Origin of the sequence: Brevundimonas sp. NPDC090276, from assembly GCF_044772165.1 — a bacterium.
Classification (GTDB): domain Bacteria; phylum Pseudomonadota; class Alphaproteobacteria; order Caulobacterales; family Caulobacteraceae; genus Brevundimonas.
This window is the reverse complement of the sequence record NZ_JBIVYK010000001.1, coordinates 937,171-953,488: the sequence shown is the minus strand read 5'-3', so window position 1 is coordinate 953,488 and position 16,318 is coordinate 937,171. Positions and strand designations below refer to the sequence as shown.

Here is a 16,318-nt window from a genome sequence, read left to right as displayed (position 1 = left end):
GCTCCGCCGATGTCCGACGCCTCCCTGAAAGTCCTTGATCTGCCGGTCCTCGGCATGACCTGCGCCAGCTGTGTTGGCCGGGTCGAGAAGGCCGTCCGCGCCGTGCCCGGCGTCACCGAGGCCAGCGTCAACCTGGCCGCCGAACGCGCCCATGTGGTGCTGGACGGCGGCTCGCCCGCCGCGGTCGCCGCCGCCATCCGCACCGCCGGCTATGAGCCGATGGAAGAAGAAGTCGTCTATCCCGTCCGCGAAATGACCTGCGCCAGCTGCGTCGGTCGCGTGGAAAAGGCCCTGGCCGCCGTGCCCGGCGTGCTGGGCGCCAGCGTCAATCTGGCGACCGAGCGCGCCACCGTCCGCTTCCTCTCGGGCGCCGTCGCCTTCCGCGATCTGGCCGCCGCCGTGCAGCAAGCCGGCTATGTGCTGGAACAGCCGGAACAGACCGGCCTCGACGCCGCCGACCGTGAACAGGCCGCGCGCGCCGCTGAAATCCGCAACCTGGGCCGGGCCGTCCTGATCGCGGGCGCCGCCACCCTGCCCCTGTTCGTGCTGGAAATGGGCTCGCACTTCGTGCCGGGCATGCACCACTGGCTGGAACAGACCATCGGCACGCAGAACTGGAGGCTCGTCAGCTTCGTCCTGGCCACGTTTGTCCTGTTCGTCCCCGGCCTGATCTTCTTCCGCAAGGGCGTGCCCGCCCTGCTGCGCCGCGCGCCGGACATGAACTCCCTGGTGGTGCTGGGCGCCAGCGCGGCCTGGGCCTTCTCGACCGTGGCGACCTTCGCCCCCGCCCTGCTGCCGTCCGGCACGGCCAACGTCTATTTCGAAGCCGCCGCCGTCATCGTCACGCTGATCCTGGTCGGACGCTGGATCGAGGCCCGCGCCAAGGGTCAGACCAGCCAGGCCATCCGTCGCCTGATGTCGATGCAGGCCAAGACCGCCCGCGTCGTGCGCGACGGCGTCGAACAGGACGTGTCGATCGACACCGTCCAGGCCGGCGACATCATCGTCGTCCGCCCAGGCGAGCGCGTCCCCGTCGACGGCGTGGTGACCGAGGGCTCCTCCTACCTCGACGAATCCATGCTGACCGGCGAACCCATTCCCGTCGAAAAGAGCGCAGGGGCCAAGGTCGTCGGCGGCACCCTGAACACCACCGGCGCCTTCCGCTTCGAGGCGCAACAGGTCGGGGCCGAGACGGTGCTGGCCCAGATCGTCCGCATGGTCGAAACGGCCCAGGGCGCCAAGCTGCCCATTCAGGCCCTGGTCGACCGCATCACCGGCTGGTTCGTGCCGGTCGTCATGGGCGTGGCCGTCCTGACCTTCGCCGTCTGGTATCTGTTCGCGCCCGATCCGGCGCTGGGCATGGCCCTGGTCGCCGCCGTGTCGGTGCTGATCATCGCCTGCCCCTGCGCCATGGGTCTGGCCACGCCGACCTCGATCATGGTCGGCGTGGGCCGCGCCGCCGAGTTGGGCGTCCTGTTCCGCAAGGGCGAGGCCCTGCAGGCCCTGCAAGGGGTCGAGGTCATCGCCTTCGACAAGACCGGCACGCTGACGGCGGGCCGCCCCGAACTGACCGACCTGAACATGGCTGCGGGCTTTGCCGAAGACGACGTCCTGGCCCTGGTCGCCGCCGTCGAGGGTCAATCGGAACACCCCCTGGCCCGCGCCCTGGTCGCGGCCGCCGCCGCGCGCGGCCTCAGCGTGGCCCGCCCCGAAGACTTCGCCTCCGTGCCCGGCAAGGGCGTAGCGGGCGTCGTCGCGGGCCGCCGCATCGAGGTCGGCGCCGACCGCTACATGGCCGAACTGGGCCACGACGTCGCCGTCTTCGCTAACGACGCCGCCCGTCTCGGCGACGAGGGCAAGACGCCCCTCTACGCCGCCATCGACGGCCAACTGGCCGCTGTCATCGCCGTGGCCGACCCGATCAAGCCGACCACCGCCGCCGCCATTCAGGCCATGCACGGCCTGGGGCTGAAGGTGGCCATGATCACCGGCGACAACCGCCGCACCGCCGCCGCCGTCGCCCGCCTGCTGGGCATCGACGAGGTCCACGCCGAGGTCATGCCCGACGGCAAGGTCGCCGCCATCAACGCCCTGAAGGCCGGCGGTCGCCGCGTCGCCTTCGTCGGCGACGGGGTCAATGACGCGCCTGCGCTGGCCTCGGCCGATGTCGGGCTTGCGGTCGGCGGCGGCGCCGACGTGGCCATCGAAAGCGCCGACGTGGTCCTGACCGGCGGAGACCTTCGCGGCGCCGTCAGCGCCATCGGCCTGTCGCGCGCCACCATGACCAATATCCGCCAGAACCTGGCCTGGGCCTTCGGCTACAACGTCCTGCTGATCCCGGTCGCGGCGGGCGTCCTCTATCCGGCCTTCGGCTACATGCTGTCGCCCATGCTGGCGGCGGGGGCCATGGCCCTGTCCAGCGTCAGCGTGGTGCTGAACGCCCTGCGCCTGCGCGGCTTCAAATCCCAGATGGGCAAACCCCAGATAGAAGGAGCCGCCCGATGAACATCGGCAAGGCGTCCGCAGCCACCGGCGTCACCGCCAAGATGATCCGCTACTACGAATCCGTCGGCCTGATCCGACCGTCCGAGCGGACCGAGAGCAACTATCGCGACTTCAACGAGCGCGATCTGAACGACCTGCGCTTCATCCGCCGCGCCCGCAGCCTGGGCTTTTCGGTCGAGGAGATCGCTCGCCTGCTGTCGCTGTGGCGCGATCACAACCGGCCCAGCCGCGAGGTGAAGGCCATGGCCGAAAAGCACGTCGCCGACCTCGATGCCCGAATCAAGGAAATGCAGGCCATGGCCGACGCCCTGCGCGACCTGTCTCGCTGCTGCGCCGGCGACGACCGCCCCGACTGCCCCATCCTGTCCGACCTGGCGGGTTCGTCCGCTGCGGCTTCCCCTGTTCCTCAAGGAGTAAACCCATGATCGCCCTGACTATTCCCAAGATCCGCTGCGGGGGCTGCGTCGCCTCCGTCGAGAAGGCCATTCACTCCGTCGACGCCTCGGCCCAGATCGTCGCCGACATCGAGACCCGCCGCGTCGAGGTGACGACCCAGGCCGACCGTCAGGCTCTGGTGACGGCTCTGGACGCCGCCGGTTATCCGGCCGAGGCCGCCTGATCATGAACAGGATGAAGATCGCCACCCTCGCCTTCGGCGTCGCCATCCTCGGCGGCGCGGGCTTCTTGCTGAACGGCCTGCCGACCGTGGCTCAGGCCGCCGACATAACCGTCTACAAGAGCGATTCCTGCGGCTGCTGCGGCGGCTGGGTCGAGCATATGCGCAAGGCCGGCTACGCCATCACCGTGGTCCCGACTGATGATCTGGCCCCGGTGAAGATCCGTCTCGGCGTGCCGGAATCCCTGTGGGGCTGCCACACGGCGGTCGTCGACGGCAAGGTGATCGAGGGCCATGTCCCCGCCGCCGCCGTCGACGCCTTCCTGAAATCGCCGGGCGCCGCGCGTGGTCTCGGCGTGCCCGGAATGCCGACCGGCTCGCCCGGCATGGAGGCCCCCGGCTACGCCCCCGAACGCTACGACGTCATGCGTTTCGGGACCGGAACCCCGGCCCCCTTCATGACCTTCGAGGGCGTGAACCCGGTTCGCCGCTAAAGATCAAAGGCCCCGCCGGTTCGCCAGCGGGGCCTTCTCGTATCAGTCCCGGACCAGCCCGCCGTCGACCACCAGGTTCTGCCCCGTCACCGCCCGGCTCCACGGCGAGGCGAAGAAGAGCACCGCATCGGCGAACTCCTGCGGCGTCGTCACCGAGCGCAGCGGCGTCATGCCGGCGATCAGGTCGAACACCGCGTCCGGCGTCGCCGCGCTGGCGTCCGTGGTCCGCAGCAGACCGCCCGAGACCATGTTGACCGTGATCCCCGACGGCCCCAGGTCGCCCGCCGCCGTCCGCGTCAGGCTGAGCAGAGCGGCCTTGGCGGCGGTGTAGTCGTGATAGGGCACGACCGGATTCTGGAACAGGTTGGTGCCGATGTTGACCACCCGGCCAAAGCCCTGCGCGCTCATGCCCGGCGCCGTGGCCTGGATGACGTTCAGCGCCCCATGGATCACGGTCGAGAACTGACGCGCCATATCCTCCCACGGAATGTCGGCCATCTGCGCCCGCGCGTCGCCGTTGAAGCTGTAGTCCAGGGCGTTGTTGACCACGGTGCTGATCGCGCCGCCGAAATGCGCCCCGGCCTTGGCGACCATGGCCTCGACCGCCGCACGGTCCGTCACATCGGCCTGAATGGCGATAGCGCGCTCGCCCAGCTCAGTCGCCAGAGCCTCGCCCTGTTCGCCGCTGGCGCGCCAGTTGATGACCACCCGCGCGCCCTGCCCGGCGAAGGCCCGCGCCGTCGCCGCGCCGACGCCGCGTGCGCCGCCGGTGATGAGAACGATCTGATCGCGGATTTCCATGGCCATTCCTCAACTCGAAACCAGCTGAGCCATAAGCCGGCCCCTTATCGAAGGCCAGCCGCGCTTGAGCGAACACGGGTTGCATTTAGCAATACTCCTAATTAGCCTCTTCCCTATGAACAGCCTGTTCAAAGCCCTGTCGCATCCGGTCCGACGACGCATCATCGCCATGCTGCGCGCCGGCCCCCTGTCGTCCGGCGACATCGCCGCCGCCTTCGACATGAGCTGGCCGACGGTGACCGGACACCTCAATGCCCTGAAGGAGGCCGAACTGGTCAGCACCGAGCGCGAGGCCCAGTCGATCCGCTACCGGCTAGAGATCTCGGCGGTCGAGGAGGCCCTGGCCTTCCTGATGGACCTGAGCGGAACGGGCAAAACGGACGAGGAGGAGAAAGAGCCATGATGAAGAACCTCACCCTGGCCGACACGGTCGCCGCCATCGTCTCGCTCCTGATCCTGACCGGGGCGGCGTGGATCGCGGTCTACGGCCCCGAAACCCCGATCCCGGTGCATTTCGACGGCGCCGGGCAGGCCAATCGTTACGGCAGCCGCTATGAGCTCGCGGCTGTTCTGGCGGGACTGGCCTTGCTGAACCTGCTGGTCGCCTGGATGACCGGACGTCAGGCCGCCTCGGTCGCGGACCCGGTCCGCCGCAAGGGGCTTCAACGCGGGCAATGGCTGTCGGTCCTGATCATGGGGGCGGTTTGCACCTTCGTCGCCTGGGCCAGCCTCGGCCCCGCCGCCGCGTCCGGGGTGAGCCACCCTGGCGTCGCCATGGCCTTCACCGCCTTCATCCTGCTGATCACCGGCGCGGTCCTGGGCCGTGTCAGCCCCAACCCCTTCATCGGGGTCAAGACGCCCTGGGCCTACAAGTCGCGTCTGGCCTGGGATCGTTCCAACCGCCTGGCCGGACGGCTGATGTTCTGGCTGGGGGCGGCGGGCCTGATCGCCAGCCCCTTCATCGCCCAGCCCGCTGGCCTGATCACCCTGCTCGTCAGCGTCCTCATCGCCGCCCTCTGGTCCGTGTTCGAGAGCTGGCGCGTGTGGCGCACCGACCCCGACCGGCAAGCCTTCTGATTTCAAGACGGAGACGACCATGCTTACCCTCGCCGCCGCCCTGCTGCTCTCACCTGTTTCAATGCCCATCGAACTGGCCGCCATCCCTGCGCCCCTGCACGGAACCCTTCTGACGCCGGACGGCCAGACGCGCGCCGCCGCTGTCATCCTGCCCGGCTCCGGCCCGACCGACCGCGACGGAAACAGCCCCCAGTTCGGCATCAAGGCCGCCCCCTACCGGATGCTGGCCGAGGGCCTTGCCGAGCACGGCGTCGCCACCCTGCGTATCGACAAGCGCGGCATAAACGAGAGCGCCGCGGCCGGCGGGGCCGAGGCCGACCTGCGCTTCAACGCCTATGTCGACGACGCCCGCGCCTGGGCCGCCGAGGCGGCGGCGAAGACCGGCCGCCCCTGCGCCTGGCTGATCGGCCACAGCGAAGGCGCTCTGGTCGCCCTGGCCGCCGTCGCGAACGGCGACGACAAGGTCTGCGGTCTGGTCCTGCTGTCCGGCGCCGGGCGGCCAGCTGGGGCGGTTCTGCGCGAACAGTTGGCGAGCCTGCCCGAGCCGCTGAAGAGCCAGGCCGACGTCGCCCTGACCGAACTGGAGGCCGGTCGCACCGTCGCGAACCCGCCCCCCGAACTGGCCGCCCTGTTCCGCCCCTCGGTCCAGCCCTACCTGATTTCCTGGCTGGCGCTGGACCCGGCCAGGCTGGCCGCCGCCTATGACGGTCCGATCCTCGTCGGCCAGGGGACCACCGACCTTCAGGTCAGCATCGCCGACGCCGAGGCGATCAAGGCGGCCCAGCCGCGCGCCACGCTCGTCGTCTGGGACGGCGTCAATCATGTGCTGAAAGCCGCGCCCGTCGACCGCGCCGCCAACGCCGCGACCTATATGGACCCGGCCCTGCCGCTGGCCCCGGGCGTGGCCGAGGCGGTGGCGGACTTCGTGCTGAAGACGCGCTGAGGCGCCCTAGCCGTCCAGTTCCGCCCGCGCCTGTTCGGCCAGGCCGAAGAAGCGACGGCGGACCTCGGCGGCGTAGGGGTTGTCGTGTTCGATAGCGCGGAACACCGCCGCGCTGTCATGGCGCACCATATCGACGCCCTGCATGACGCGCTCGAAGCTGGACGTGGTCATGCGCGTCGGCAGCGGCTCCATGGCCAGCAGGACCTTGGCGATCAGGTGGGTCAGACCCTGCACCGTCGCCGCCTCGCGGTCGTGATCCTCGGGCGTGACGACGAAGACTTTCAACGCCAGCTCCTTTCTGCAGAAGGCCGCCACCCGCCACGCCGCCTTGTCGCCGCGCACCGGACAGACGGCGATGCGCAGACCGGCGATGCCGTCCTTGCCGCTCTGGGGGCCGAACAGGGGGTGGGTGCCGACGATCTGAACCGCCTCGGGCAGGCCCTCCAGCATGACCCCGGCCGGCCTCACCTTCACCGATCCGACGTCGAGGATCAGGGCGCCCGGCGTCACGTGCGGCGCGATGGCCCCGACCGTCTCGGCCAGCACGCCGACCGGCACGGCCAGCACCACCACCGGACAGGCGGCGGCTTCTTCCAGCGTCGTCAGCCGCGCCAGCCCTTCACCGTCGCTCGCCGCCGGATCATGGGCGAGGATGTCGAACCAGGACGACAAATGCAGCGCCGTCAGCCGCCCGAAGGCGCCGAAGCCGATCAGTCCGAGCGTGGGCTTGGGCGCGCTCACCCCGCCAGCGTCTCCTGGAACCGCACCGGCTGGCCGTGGGCCTTACCGATCAGTTCGCCGTCCTTCATCACCACGCGGCCGCGCACGATGGTGGCCACCGGCCAGCCCGTCGTCTCGAAGCCGTCGAAGGGCGTCCAGCCGCAACGGCTGGCCTGCTGGTCATGGGTGATGGTCTTCTTCGCCTTCAGATCGACGATGGTCAGATCGGCGTCATAGCTGACCGCCATTCGCCCCTTGTTAGCCGTGCCGAACACCCGCTGCGCCCCGCCCGAGGTCAGGTCGATGAAGCGTTCCAGCGACAGACGCCCATTGGCCACATGGGTCAGCATCAGCGGCACCAGGGTCTGCACCCCCGGCATGCCCGACGGCGAGGCCGGATAGGGCTTGGACTTTTCTTCCTTCGTGTGCGGCGCGTGGTCCGAGCCCAGCACGTCGGCCACCCCCTGCTGCATCCCCCACAGCCACAGGGCGTCGACGTGTTCCTGCGAACGGATCGGCGGGTTCATCTGGGCATAGGCGCCGAGGCGCTCATAGGCCTCGGGCGCCACCAGGGTCAGGTGCTGGGGCGTGATCTCGACGGTGGCGACATCCTTGTGGAAGCGCAGGAACTCCATCTCGTGCTTGGTCGTGACGTGCAGGACATGGATGCGGGCGCCGGTTTCCTTGGCCAGCCCGACCAGACGGCGGGTGGACATGATGGCGCTCTCGGCGTCGCGGACTTCCGGGTGGCTGGTCCAGTCGCCGGTGCGGGCCAGGCTGCGGCGCTCGACCAGTCGGTATTCGTCCTCGGAGTGGAAGGTGGCGCGGCGGCGCACGTTCGACAGAACCTTGCGCACCCCCTCGTCGTCGGCGATCAGCAGGTCGCCGGTCGAGGCGCCCATGAAGACCTTGACCCCGCAACAACCCGGCAGGCGCTCCAGATCGGCCAGATGCTCGGCGTTCTCATGCGTGCCGCCGACGTAGAAGGCGTGGTCGGTCCACATCCGGTTGTTGGCCCGCACCAGCTTGTCGGCCATGGTCTCCGGGTCAGTCGTATTGGGATTGGTGTTCGGCATCTCGAACACGGCGACGACCCCGCCCAGAGCCGCCGAACGGCTGCCGGTCTCCAGATCTTCCTTCCATTCCAGACCCGGCTCGCGGAAGTGGACCTGGGTGTCGATGACGCCCGGCAGGACCGTCAGGCCCCTGGCGTCGAACACCTCGCCCGCCGAGGCCTGGCTCAGGTCGCCGATGAAGGCGATGCGCCCGTCGATGACGCCGACGTCCGCCTTGCCGCGTCCGGCGTGGTTGGCGACTTCGCCGCCCCGCACGATCAGGTCATAGGTCTGGGTCATGGGCGCATCTCCTGAGGTCGAGCGCTTATGCGCGCCTGACGCCTCAGGGGGAACCCCCGAAGGCTCAGCCGGCCAGTTGCGCCAGCAGCTTCTTCGACGCCTTCAGCACCCGCTCATAGGGCAGGTCCATCATGTGCTGGATGTGCTGGTTCAGGCGCGGGTCCATGTCGATGAACTCCTGCAGGCTGCGCGGACCGCGCACCGCCACCCCGGTCCAGGGACGACGCAGCCCCTCATCCGAGGGACCGAACACCCCCACCGCCGGCACGCCCGCCGCCACCGCCAGCTGGGTCCACAGCGAGTCCCCGCCGATATAGAAGTCGGCCCGCGACAGGGCCGCGACCGTCTGCAGCCGCGTCAGCCGACCCTGCAGCTCGATCACTCGCTCGCGCTTGACGGCGAAACGGATCGAGTGGGCCGCGTCGCGATCCGCCTCCTCTCCGACGATCATCAACCGCCCGCCTGCCAGAGGTCCGTCCTCGCCCAGCAGGGACAGGGCCACCTTGGCGTAACGGTCGGCCGGCCAGCGCTTGCCGATCCAGTCCACGCCCGGCCCGATGGCCAGGATGGGCCCTTCGCCTGGCGGGATCAGGGCGTCGGCGGCTTCCTGCGTGTCGCGGCCCACGAACAGCTTCGGCGCCGGAATCTCGTCCAGTTGCAGCACCCGCGCCGCCTGTTCGACCAGATGGATGTCGGGCAGAACCTTGCCCTTCACCGCCCGCTTCTGACGCCGCAGCTTGCCCGACAGGGTCGAGCCGCGCATGTCGACCACCAGCCCCCAGTTGGTCTCGCGCACCTGGTTCCACAGGGCGATCCAGTCCCAGCGCCCGTCTCGGTCCAGAACGATCAGCCGCTCCAGCCGCGGCAGGTCGGCAAACAACGGCGCGCTGGCCGGCGATCCGACGACGGTGAAGGTGGCGTGCGGTATGGCTTCAACCAGATGGGCGAGCGTCCCCGACGAGAGGACCGCCTCTTCAGCGTCCGCCTCGGCGATATAGAGGATCGGGAAACGCCCATGCATGGGCCTGACCCTAGAGGGATTCTCTACGGAATTCAGCGGTGATGCGATGTCGCCCTGAAGTCCGCCTTCCTCGCTTCAAACAGCCTTCCCGTCTGCCGGCCCCAGACTGGCGGTTGGCCTGACGGTCTTGCGCTCCGACAAACGCGATGCGATCCAGCCTCCAGCTAGCGGGGGTCTTCATGAGCGAACAGGAACAGTCGGCCAAACCGACGCGGGCACAGACGGTTCACGACCTGTCCGAGGACACCCTGGGCGTTGGCTCGGTGGACCTGCGCACCGCGCGCGACCTGCTGGTTCGTCCCCGTCAGGTGCTTGAAAGCTGGATGGTGCTTGGCCCAACCGGCGGCGGCCTCTACACGCGCCCCCTTCGCCTCTATCTGGCGCTCAACGCCATTCTGATGCTGATGCTCTTTCTGAGCGGCGGGTCGGGTCACATGATCACCACCCTGCCCCCCGAAATGCTGGACCCGTTGATCGAGACCTCGGGCAAGAGCCGCGACGCCTTCGTGGCCGACGCCGACAGCTGGATGACGCTGTTCATGGTGCCGCTGTTGTCGACCCTCTACGCCCTGGCGACCGCCCCCCTGCTGCGCTGGTGGGACGCCGAGAATCTGGGCTGGCGTCGCGGCTTCCGCGCCAGCTTCGCCTTCCTCAACGCCTGGACGCTGCTGATGCTGCCGATTTCCTGGTTCCTGTACGGCCAGGGATGGCCAGCCGTCCTCGCTTCGTTCGCCATGTGGGTGATGGGCGTCGTCACCTTTATGCGCATGGGCAGGGGGCGCTGGTACCGGACGGTCGGCGCCGGCGTCGCCAAGGGTCTGACGGCTCTAATCAGCCTCTATGCGATCAGCCTCGTCGGCGGCATGGCCATCACGGCTATTGGTCTGGCGGCCGGTCTCTGGTTCTGACCTCCGATCCGCGGGCGAATTTCCGAACGTAATGGGCTAAGGCGGCGGCATGAGCCTTCCCCTTCTGCCTGACCGGACCTGCGGCGGCTGCGTCGAGTGCTGCCGCGTGATCCCGCTGAACCTGCCCGAACTGGCCAAGCCGACGGGCGAGCTGTGCGGCTATTGCATCAACGGTTCGGGCTGTTCGGTGCATGAGGTTCGGCCCCAGACCTGCCGTGTCTGGTTCTGCCTGTGGCGGGCGGTCGAGCTGTCGGACGATTGGCGCCCCGACCGCAGCGGCGTCATTATCCGCCCCGACGGCGTCGATCGGGGCGAGATCACCCTCTATGTCGTGCGCCGTTCCGACTTCCTGGCGGGCATGGACTTCTTCGCCGCCGTGGCCGGCTGGATCGCCGAGGGGGTCGAGGTGGCGCTCAGCGTACCCGGCCCGGTCGGGACCTATCCGGCCCGCGCCGTCGTCACCGACTGGCTGCGCCCCGCCATCGAGGAAGGCGATCCCGAGGACTTCGTCGCGCGCGTGATCGCCTCGCTGGACAGGCTGGCCGAGCACGACTTCCAGCCCGACGGCGTCACGGCACGGTATGCGGTGGTGTAGGGGCCTCCCCCTCCCTATCTTGGCCGCATGTCCATCGCCCGCCTCGACAGCCGCGCCCTGATCCGCGTCACCGGCCCTGACGCCCGCCCCTTCCTGCACAACCTGCTGACGCAGGATGTGGAGACGCTGGAACCCGGCGCGTTGCGCTTCGGCGCCCTGCTGTCCCCCCCCGGTCGGCTGCTGTTCGATCTCTTCCTCTGGGGCGAGGAGAACGGCGTGGTGCTGGACGTGGCGGCTGAGCGTCGCGACGCCCTGGTCCAGCGGTTGTCGATGTACAGACTGCGCTCCAACGTCGAGGTCATGCCCATCCCCGACGCGGTGTTCGTGGCGTGGAACGAGACGCCCGCAGGCTTCATCCCCGACCCCCGCCTGCCCGCCCTCGGCGGCCGCCGCTGGGGCGACCAGTGCGAAACCAACGCCACCGAGGCCGACTGGCAGGCGCACCGCCTGGCCCTCGGCGTGCCGGACCCCACGGCGGATACGCTGTTGGACAAGACCTATCCCATCGAGGCGGACTTCGACCTGCTGAACGGCATCGATTTCCACAAGGGCTGCTTCATCGGTCAGGAGACGACCTCGCGCATGAAGCGGCGCGGCACGATCAAGAACCGCATGATGGCCATCGCCTTCGACGGACCGGCCCCGGAACGCGGCGCCGAGGTGCTGAACGGGGACTTGCGCGCCGGCGAGGTCATGACCGGGGCCGAGGGGCGCGCCATCGCCCTGATGCGTCTGGACCGTCTGGAGGGCGATTTGACCGTCGATGGCCGTCCCGTACGCGTCGAAAAGCCGAGCTGGATCCCTGACTTTCAAGGCTAATTTCGGAATAACGGAAAATCTGCTTGTCATGATGTAAAAGTCGCTTGACGCAAAACACAGCGCTGGTAAAGTTCACTTGTCACAACGACAGGGGAGCTTGTCATGAACACCGCCACCAAGACCGCCGCCGCCAACAAGAAGAAGATGGACGACCTCACCGTGGGCCTGTGCGCTCTGGTCGTGGTCTCCTCCGGCCTGACCGTCGCCACGCCCTTCTGGCCCGCCCAACTGGGCAGCGCCCCGCAACTGGGCGTGGTCCTGCTGGCCGCCGCCGTCGCTGTCTTCTCCGCCATCCACAGCCTCTACTGGTGGCGCGCCCTCGATGAAGCCGCCAAGGAAGCCCACAAGTGGGCCTGGTGGTGGGGCGGAAATCTGGGCCTGGTCGTCGGCGGCGCCGGCGTCGTGGCCGCCACGCTGATGGACGTGAACCTGCTGCCGGCCTTCGTGCAGCGCTCGGACGCGGCCCTGGTCGCCGCAGGCGTCCTCGGCGTCTTCGCCGCCCAGGCCGTCGGCTACGGCATCGCCTGGTGCGGCTGGTGGATGGCCCGCCGATGACCAGTGAGTTCGTGAACCGCCTCAAGGTCTTCCGCGCCGAGCGCAACTGGACCCAGGCCGATCTCGCCGAACAGCTCGGCGTCTCCCGCCAAACTGTCCAGGCGCTAGAGAAAGGCCGCTACGACCCCTCCCTGCCTCTGGCCTTCCGCATCTCGCGCCTCTTCGGCCGACCGATCGAAGCCATCTTCGTTCAGTGATCCGACTCTAGCTTCTGGCGAGCCCCGCGCCCGCCAACTTCAAAAACACACCCACATTCAAAGGACTAACCAATGACCTGCGCCAACCGCATGGGCCAAGCGGCCAAACACGTCTCCGACTTCGCCCTGGGCGTCTGCGGAGCCCTGCTGATCTGCATCGCCGTCATGACCATTCCCAGCCCCGGCCAGGCCGCCGCCTGGTTCGACGCCCCTGCCGCCGTCACCGCTCGCTAAGCCCTCAGCTCATTTTCAGGACCAGACCCATGTTCAATCTCTACTCTTCGATCGTCGACCGCTTCTCGGGCTTCGCCCTCGGCGTCTGCGGCGCCCTGCTGATCACCACGGCCATCGAGGCCGTCCCCACCTTCAGCCACAGCCAGCCCGCCGCCGTCATCGCCACCGCCGTTTCCAACGCCTTCTGATCCAGCCTTCCAGCCCTCCCGGCTGATGCTGCCGCCGACCTGATCGGCGCCTCGAAACACTCCAGACAATCCAAGGACGATCCAATGACCCTCGCCAACCGCATGGGCCGTATGGCCAACCACGTCTCGCGCCTGGCCCTCGGCGCCTGCGCCGCCCTGGCCGCCAGCGCCGCTCTGGCCGCCTTCCCCGGCGCCGCCCACGCTGAGCAAGCCGCCGTCCCGGCCGCCGCCGTGGCCGCTCCCGCCATCCCCCGCGCCGAGGGCGCCGGTCCGCCGCTGTGGGTGGTCAAGGACGCGGACTCCACCGTCTATCTGTTCGGCACCGTCCACTATCTGCGTCCCGGCACGGCCTGGGGCTCGGACAAGGTCGACGCGGCCTTCGCCAGCGCCGAGCAGTTCTGGGTCGAGGTGGCCGATCAGGACGACCCGAGCGTGGCTGCCCGGGTGGCCCAGCAGCACGGCGTCACCCCCGACCGCCCCCTGTCGTCCATCCTGTCGGCCGAGGACTTCGCCGCCTTCGACAAGGCCGCCCAGGGCGTCGGCGCCAGCGGCGCGGCCATGGACGCCTACCGCCCCTGGCTGGCCGCCTTCATGGTCGCCGGAACCGCCCCCCTGCAGGCCGGCTATCGCCCCGACGCCGGGGTGGACAAGACCCTGATGGACCGGGCCCGCGCCGAGGGTAAGACCATCCGCGGCTTCGAGACCGCCGACATCCAACTGCGCCTGATCGCCAGCATGAGCGAGGAGGCCCAGATCGCCTATCTGAACAACTACGTCCGTCACGGCGACCAGATCGTGCCCAAGCTGGATCAGACCGTGGCCGCCTGGCTCAAGGGGGACGCCGCCGAGGTTGGCCGCCTGAACCGCCTCGACACCCGTGACATCCACCCGGACGTCCACCGCGCCGCCCTGATCGTGCGCAACGCCGACTGGACCGACCAGATCGAGACGATGATGAAGGGTTCGGGCACCGCCTTCGTCGCCGTCGGCGTCGCCCACCTGGCCGATCAGGACAGCCTCATCGATATGCTGAAGGCACGCGGCTTCACGGTCGAACGGCTGTAGATTTCGGTATCGAGCACACGAGAGGCCCGGCGGAAACGCCGGGCCTCTTTCTTTTTCGTCATCCTCCGGCAAGCCGCAAAGCGGCGCTGACCGGGGGACCCAGCGGCGCCCGCCAGGGCGAAAATCCACGCGCCACGTTTGCAGTTAGGTCGCCTTCGGCGCCGCTGGGTCCCCCGGTCTCGCTACGCTCGCCGGAGGATGACGAAGGAAGTTATTGCTCCCCCTTGCCACCCCAGAACATTCCCGCAACATCGCCCCATGACCGAATCCGACAAGGCCCCCATCGACAAGGCCAATGGCCGCTGCGGCTGGTGCGGCGTGACCGACCCGCTCTACATCGCCTATCACGACACCGAATGGGGCGTGCCCGAGTACGACCCCCGCGCCCTGTGGGAGAAGCTGGTGCTGGACGGCTTTCAGGCCGGGCTGGCCTGGATCACCATCCTGAGAAAGCGCGAGGGCATGCGCGAGGCCTTCGACGGCTTCGACCCCGAGATCGTCGCCCGCTACGGCGAGGCGGACCGCGCCCGCCTGCTGGCCGACCCGCGCATCATCCGCTCGGGCGCCAAGATCGACGCCGCGATCAACGGCGCGCGCATCTGGCTGGAGATGCGCGACAACGGCGAGGACTTCTCCGCCTGGCTCTGGTCCTTCGTCGGCGGCGAGCCCCTGGTGAACCAGTGGGGCCATTTCCGCGAGGCTCCGACCCAGACGCCGCAAAGCGTCGCCATCGCCAAGGCTCTGAAGGCCCGCGGATTCAAGTTCTGCGGCCCCGTCATCACCTACGCCTTCATGCAGGCCGTCGGCATGGTCAACGACCACCAGACGACCTGCTTCCGTCATGGGGAGGTGGGGGCGGCAACCGAGGTCTGATTCCGGGCGTAGCGCAGCAATCGGCTTTCGACCCGTTGCGGAACTTGCGTGTTAGCTCGCAAGATGGGTGTGGACTTGAATGGGGGAGCAAATGCCTAGGCTATTCATTTGGAGCGCCGCGTTCATTTGCGTTGTCAGCGTACTGGCATGCGCTCCCACGACTTCATCGGTCTGTGCACCAGCGCTTCAAGCTGGAAAGATTTCGACGACATTGAGCTACTACACCAATGGCATCGAGGTCTCGCGGGTCTACGATCCGGCCTGTCCTCAGGTCACCATCGAACTCGATCTCACCCGCCTATCGCAAGGTGAACAAGTGGCACTCTACGACTTCGCCTACTCAGAGATCGAACGGCGGTCCAACCCGGCAACTGTGCAGTTCGACGTGAGGGGCGATGTCAGACGACGCAACGACCGACTTGAACTCGCAGTAACGAAGCTCAGCAACTTCCGAGGTGTAGTCGCGCCTTCCCCGTATGGCGTTCGTTGATGCTAGCGTTCGCCAATCGGATGTCCGCTTCCCACCCTTAGCCGAAGTTCAGCGTGTCTACTTCGCGCCGCCAACCCGCGACCACCTTCCGCCCCGCACCCGTTCGTGGCACTGACGGGCGATGAAGCCGCCGAAAACCGCCCCCAAGATCGACCGCTCCTTCCCCAATCTGATGCTGGAGCTGGAGGCTCGCGCCGCCTGGAACGGTCACGTCTGCGGCGTGGACGAGGCGGGGCGCGGTCCCTGGGCCGGGCCGGTATCGGCGGCGGCGGTGATCCTGAACCCCGACGACCTGCCGCCCGGCATCGACGACTCCAAGGCCCTGACGGAAAAGCGCCGCGCCTTGCTTGAACCCGAGATCAAGGCCCGCGCCCTGGCCTGGGGCGTCGGCTTCGCCTCGGTCGAGGAGATCGACGCGCTGAACATCCTGCACGCCACCGGCCTGGCCATGCGCCGCGCGGTCGAGGCCCTGGCCCATGCGCCGGTTCACGCCCTGGTCGACGGCAACTACCGCTTCAAACTGCCCTGCGCCGTGACGCCCGTGGTCAAGGGCGACAGCCGCTCTCTGTCCATCGCTGCGGCCTCCATCCTGGCCAAGACGGCGCGCGATCGGCTGATGATCGAGATGGATGCGACCTATCCGGGCTACGGCTTCGCCAGCCACAAGGGCTACAACGCCCCCATCCACCAGCAGGCCCTGAACACCCTCGGCCCCTGCCCCGAGCATCGCCGCAGCTGGGCGCCGATCAAGGCCCTGCTGGAAACCGCCTAAAATCGACCGTCATCCCGGCCGCAGCGAAGCGGAGAGCCGGGACCGCCCAGGACGCCGCCCTCAGCATTTCCTGCAGTCCCGGATAGCGGC

Annotated in this window: 22 protein-coding genes; 18 read left to right on the top strand and 4 right to left on the bottom strand. The window is 68.6% G+C overall.

Going from position 1 to position 16,318, the window contains the following annotated elements; genetic code table 11:
- The first annotated feature begins 9 nt into the window (after window positions 1-9).
- The 4 genes from ACIQTU_RS04640 to ACIQTU_RS04625 are packed head-to-tail and all read left to right on the top strand — an operon-like array spanning window position 10 to window position 3,615.
- Window positions 10-2,505: a heavy metal translocating P-type ATPase gene (locus ACIQTU_RS04640; protein WP_400543006.1), complete on the top strand. Its 2,496-nt coding sequence runs from the start codon at window positions 10-12 to the stop codon at window positions 2,503-2,505.
- Window positions 2,502-2,930: a Cu(I)-responsive transcriptional regulator gene (gene cueR, locus ACIQTU_RS04635; RefSeq protein ID WP_400543003.1), complete on the top strand. Its 429-nt coding sequence runs from the start codon at window positions 2,502-2,504 to the stop codon at window positions 2,928-2,930. The genes ACIQTU_RS04640 and cueR overlap by 4 nt, the downstream gene beginning before the upstream one ends.
- On the top strand, window positions 2,927-3,124 hold the full coding sequence (locus ACIQTU_RS04630) for a heavy-metal-associated domain-containing protein (protein WP_400543000.1): 198 nt from the start codon (window positions 2,927-2,929) through the stop codon (window positions 3,122-3,124). Before cueR ends, ACIQTU_RS04630 begins: the two co-directional genes overlap by 4 nt.
- A gap of 2 nt (window positions 3,125-3,126) precedes the next feature.
- Entirely contained in the window at window positions 3,127-3,615 is a 489-nt protein-coding gene (locus ACIQTU_RS04625; RefSeq protein ID WP_400542997.1) for a DUF411 domain-containing protein, read from the top strand.
- A 42-nt stretch (window positions 3,616-3,657) separates the two neighbouring features.
- Here the strand turns inward: ACIQTU_RS04625 and ACIQTU_RS04620 are convergent, their stop codons facing one another.
- The gene (locus ACIQTU_RS04620; protein WP_400542994.1) at window positions 3,658-4,416 is read right to left on the bottom strand and encodes a 3-oxoacyl-ACP reductase; all 759 of its coding nucleotides are present in this window, start codon (window positions 4,414-4,416) and stop codon (window positions 3,658-3,660) included.
- A 115-nt stretch (window positions 4,417-4,531) separates the two neighbouring features.
- Here ACIQTU_RS04620 and ACIQTU_RS04615 point away from each other — a divergent pair, with 115 nt between their 5' ends.
- Genes ACIQTU_RS04615 through ACIQTU_RS04605 form a run of 3 tightly spaced genes read left to right on the top strand, consistent with a single transcriptional unit; the run spans window position 4,532 to window position 6,436 of the window.
- Window positions 4,532-4,819, top strand: coding sequence for a metalloregulator ArsR/SmtB family transcription factor (locus ACIQTU_RS04615; RefSeq protein ID WP_400542991.1), 288 nt, complete (start codon window positions 4,532-4,534; stop codon window positions 4,817-4,819).
- Entirely contained in the window at window positions 4,816-5,493 is a 678-nt protein-coding gene (locus ACIQTU_RS04610) for an SdpI family protein (RefSeq protein ID WP_400542988.1), read from the top strand. Before ACIQTU_RS04615 ends, ACIQTU_RS04610 begins: the two co-directional genes overlap by 4 nt.
- A gap of 19 nt (window positions 5,494-5,512) precedes the next feature.
- Window positions 5,513-6,436: an alpha/beta hydrolase gene (locus ACIQTU_RS04605; protein WP_400542985.1), complete on the top strand. Its 924-nt coding sequence runs from the start codon at window positions 5,513-5,515 to the stop codon at window positions 6,434-6,436.
- 6 nt (window positions 6,437-6,442) lie between these two features.
- Here the strand turns inward: ACIQTU_RS04605 and ACIQTU_RS04600 are convergent, their stop codons facing one another.
- The 3 genes from ACIQTU_RS04600 to ACIQTU_RS04590 form a co-directional block, all read right to left on the bottom strand.
- Window positions 6,443-7,177 (bottom strand): prephenate dehydrogenase/arogenate dehydrogenase family protein, encoded by a 735-nt coding sequence (locus ACIQTU_RS04600; protein ID WP_400542982.1) that lies wholly within the window; start codon window positions 7,175-7,177, stop codon window positions 6,443-6,445.
- Window positions 7,174-8,511 carry a dihydroorotase gene (locus ACIQTU_RS04595; protein WP_400542979.1) on the bottom strand — a complete coding sequence of 446 codons (1,338 nt, stop codon included), beginning with the start codon at window positions 8,509-8,511 and terminating at the stop codon, window positions 7,174-7,176. The genes ACIQTU_RS04600 and ACIQTU_RS04595 overlap by 4 nt, the downstream gene beginning before the upstream one ends.
- A gap of 64 nt (window positions 8,512-8,575) precedes the next feature.
- Window positions 8,576-9,532 carry a glycosyltransferase family 9 protein gene (locus ACIQTU_RS04590; protein ID WP_400542976.1) on the bottom strand — a complete coding sequence of 319 codons (957 nt, stop codon included), beginning with the start codon at window positions 9,530-9,532 and terminating at the stop codon, window positions 8,576-8,578.
- Window positions 9,533-9,711: 179 nt separating this feature from the next.
- On the opposite strand from ACIQTU_RS04590, the gene ACIQTU_RS04585 reads away from it, so the two are divergent.
- From ACIQTU_RS04585 to ACIQTU_RS04535, 11 genes are all read left to right on the top strand, one after another.
- Window positions 9,712-10,440 (top strand): hypothetical protein, encoded by a 729-nt coding sequence (locus ACIQTU_RS04585; RefSeq protein ID WP_400542973.1) that lies wholly within the window; start codon window positions 9,712-9,714, stop codon window positions 10,438-10,440.
- Window positions 10,441-10,489: 49 nt separating this feature from the next.
- Complete coding sequence (locus tag ACIQTU_RS04580; RefSeq protein WP_400542970.1) at window positions 10,490-11,035, top strand: hypothetical protein; 546 nt, start codon at window positions 10,490-10,492, stop codon at window positions 11,033-11,035.
- 27 nt (window positions 11,036-11,062) lie between these two features.
- Window positions 11,063-11,854 (top strand): YgfZ/GcvT domain-containing protein, encoded by a 792-nt coding sequence (locus ACIQTU_RS04575; protein ID WP_400542967.1) that lies wholly within the window; start codon window positions 11,063-11,065, stop codon window positions 11,852-11,854.
- Window positions 11,855-11,956: 102 nt separating this feature from the next.
- A complete protein-coding gene (locus ACIQTU_RS04570; RefSeq protein ID WP_400542964.1) occupies window positions 11,957-12,409 on the top strand; it encodes a hypothetical protein in 453 nt (150 codons plus the stop codon).
- Complete coding sequence (locus ACIQTU_RS04565; protein WP_292033751.1) at window positions 12,406-12,606, top strand: helix-turn-helix transcriptional regulator; 201 nt, start codon at window positions 12,406-12,408, stop codon at window positions 12,604-12,606. The genes ACIQTU_RS04570 and ACIQTU_RS04565 overlap by 4 nt, the downstream gene beginning before the upstream one ends.
- A 72-nt stretch (window positions 12,607-12,678) precedes the next feature.
- Window positions 12,679-12,840 (top strand): hypothetical protein, encoded by a 162-nt coding sequence (locus tag ACIQTU_RS04560; RefSeq protein ID WP_400542961.1) that lies wholly within the window; start codon window positions 12,679-12,681, stop codon window positions 12,838-12,840.
- Window positions 12,841-12,869: 29 nt separating this feature from the next.
- A complete protein-coding gene (locus ACIQTU_RS04555) occupies window positions 12,870-13,028 on the top strand; it encodes a hypothetical protein (RefSeq protein WP_400542958.1) in 159 nt (52 codons plus the stop codon).
- A gap of 84 nt (window positions 13,029-13,112) precedes the next feature.
- Window positions 13,113-14,093, top strand: coding sequence for a TraB/GumN family protein (locus ACIQTU_RS04550; protein WP_400542955.1), 981 nt, complete (start codon window positions 13,113-13,115; stop codon window positions 14,091-14,093).
- Between the two features lie 258 nt (window positions 14,094-14,351).
- Window positions 14,352-14,966 carry a DNA-3-methyladenine glycosylase I gene (locus ACIQTU_RS04545; protein ID WP_400542952.1) on the top strand — a complete coding sequence of 205 codons (615 nt, stop codon included), beginning with the start codon at window positions 14,352-14,354 and terminating at the stop codon, window positions 14,964-14,966.
- A gap of 211 nt (window positions 14,967-15,177) precedes the next feature.
- The gene (locus ACIQTU_RS04540; RefSeq protein ID WP_400542949.1) at window positions 15,178-15,456 is read left to right on the top strand and encodes a hypothetical protein; all 279 of its coding nucleotides are present in this window, start codon (window positions 15,178-15,180) and stop codon (window positions 15,454-15,456) included.
- Window positions 15,457-15,577: 121 nt separating this feature from the next.
- The gene (locus ACIQTU_RS04535; RefSeq protein ID WP_400542946.1) at window positions 15,578-16,228 is read left to right on the top strand and encodes a ribonuclease HII; all 651 of its coding nucleotides are present in this window, start codon (window positions 15,578-15,580) and stop codon (window positions 16,226-16,228) included.
- Window positions 16,229-16,318 lie beyond the last annotated feature (90 nt).

What these genes read in the sequence shown, in the direction of transcription:
- ACIQTU_RS04640 (WP_400543006.1), top strand. Translation starts at nt 10, where the DNA reads ATGTCCGACGCCTCCCTGAAAGTCCTTGATCTGCCGGTCCTCGGCATG.
- cueR (WP_400543003.1), top strand. Translation starts at nt 2,502, where the DNA reads ATGAACATCGGCAAGGCGTCCGCAGCCACCGGCGTCACCGCCAAGATG.
- ACIQTU_RS04630 (WP_400543000.1), top strand. Translation starts at nt 2,927, where the DNA reads ATGATCGCCCTGACTATTCCCAAGATCCGCTGCGGGGGCTGCGTCGCC.
- ACIQTU_RS04625 (WP_400542997.1), top strand. Translation starts at nt 3,127, where the DNA reads ATGAACAGGATGAAGATCGCCACCCTCGCCTTCGGCGTCGCCATCCTC.
- ACIQTU_RS04620 (WP_400542994.1), bottom strand. Translation starts at nt 4,416, where the DNA reads ATGGAAATCCGCGATCAGATCGTTCTCATCACCGGCGGCGCACGCGGC.
- ACIQTU_RS04615 (WP_400542991.1), top strand. Translation starts at nt 4,532, where the DNA reads ATGAACAGCCTGTTCAAAGCCCTGTCGCATCCGGTCCGACGACGCATC.
- ACIQTU_RS04610 (WP_400542988.1), top strand. Translation starts at nt 4,816, where the DNA reads ATGATGAAGAACCTCACCCTGGCCGACACGGTCGCCGCCATCGTCTCG.
- ACIQTU_RS04605 (WP_400542985.1), top strand. Translation starts at nt 5,513, where the DNA reads ATGCTTACCCTCGCCGCCGCCCTGCTGCTCTCACCTGTTTCAATGCCC.
- ACIQTU_RS04595 (WP_400542979.1), bottom strand. Translation starts at nt 8,511, where the DNA reads ATGACCCAGACCTATGACCTGATCGTGCGGGGCGGCGAAGTCGCCAAC.
- ACIQTU_RS04590 (WP_400542976.1), bottom strand. Translation starts at nt 9,532, where the DNA reads ATGCATGGGCGTTTCCCGATCCTCTATATCGCCGAGGCGGACGCTGAA.
- ACIQTU_RS04585 (WP_400542973.1), top strand. Translation starts at nt 9,712, where the DNA reads ATGAGCGAACAGGAACAGTCGGCCAAACCGACGCGGGCACAGACGGTT.
- ACIQTU_RS04580 (WP_400542970.1), top strand. Translation starts at nt 10,490, where the DNA reads ATGAGCCTTCCCCTTCTGCCTGACCGGACCTGCGGCGGCTGCGTCGAG.
- ACIQTU_RS04575 (WP_400542967.1), top strand. Translation starts at nt 11,063, where the DNA reads ATGTCCATCGCCCGCCTCGACAGCCGCGCCCTGATCCGCGTCACCGGC.
- ACIQTU_RS04570 (WP_400542964.1), top strand. Translation starts at nt 11,957, where the DNA reads ATGAACACCGCCACCAAGACCGCCGCCGCCAACAAGAAGAAGATGGAC.
- ACIQTU_RS04565 (WP_292033751.1), top strand. Translation starts at nt 12,406, where the DNA reads ATGACCAGTGAGTTCGTGAACCGCCTCAAGGTCTTCCGCGCCGAGCGC.
- ACIQTU_RS04560 (WP_400542961.1), top strand. Translation starts at nt 12,679, where the DNA reads ATGACCTGCGCCAACCGCATGGGCCAAGCGGCCAAACACGTCTCCGAC.
- ACIQTU_RS04555 (WP_400542958.1), top strand. Translation starts at nt 12,870, where the DNA reads ATGTTCAATCTCTACTCTTCGATCGTCGACCGCTTCTCGGGCTTCGCC.
- ACIQTU_RS04550 (WP_400542955.1), top strand. Translation starts at nt 13,113, where the DNA reads ATGACCCTCGCCAACCGCATGGGCCGTATGGCCAACCACGTCTCGCGC.
- ACIQTU_RS04545 (WP_400542952.1), top strand. Translation starts at nt 14,352, where the DNA reads ATGACCGAATCCGACAAGGCCCCCATCGACAAGGCCAATGGCCGCTGC.
- ACIQTU_RS04535 (WP_400542946.1), top strand. Translation starts at nt 15,578, where the DNA reads ATGAAGCCGCCGAAAACCGCCCCCAAGATCGACCGCTCCTTCCCCAAT.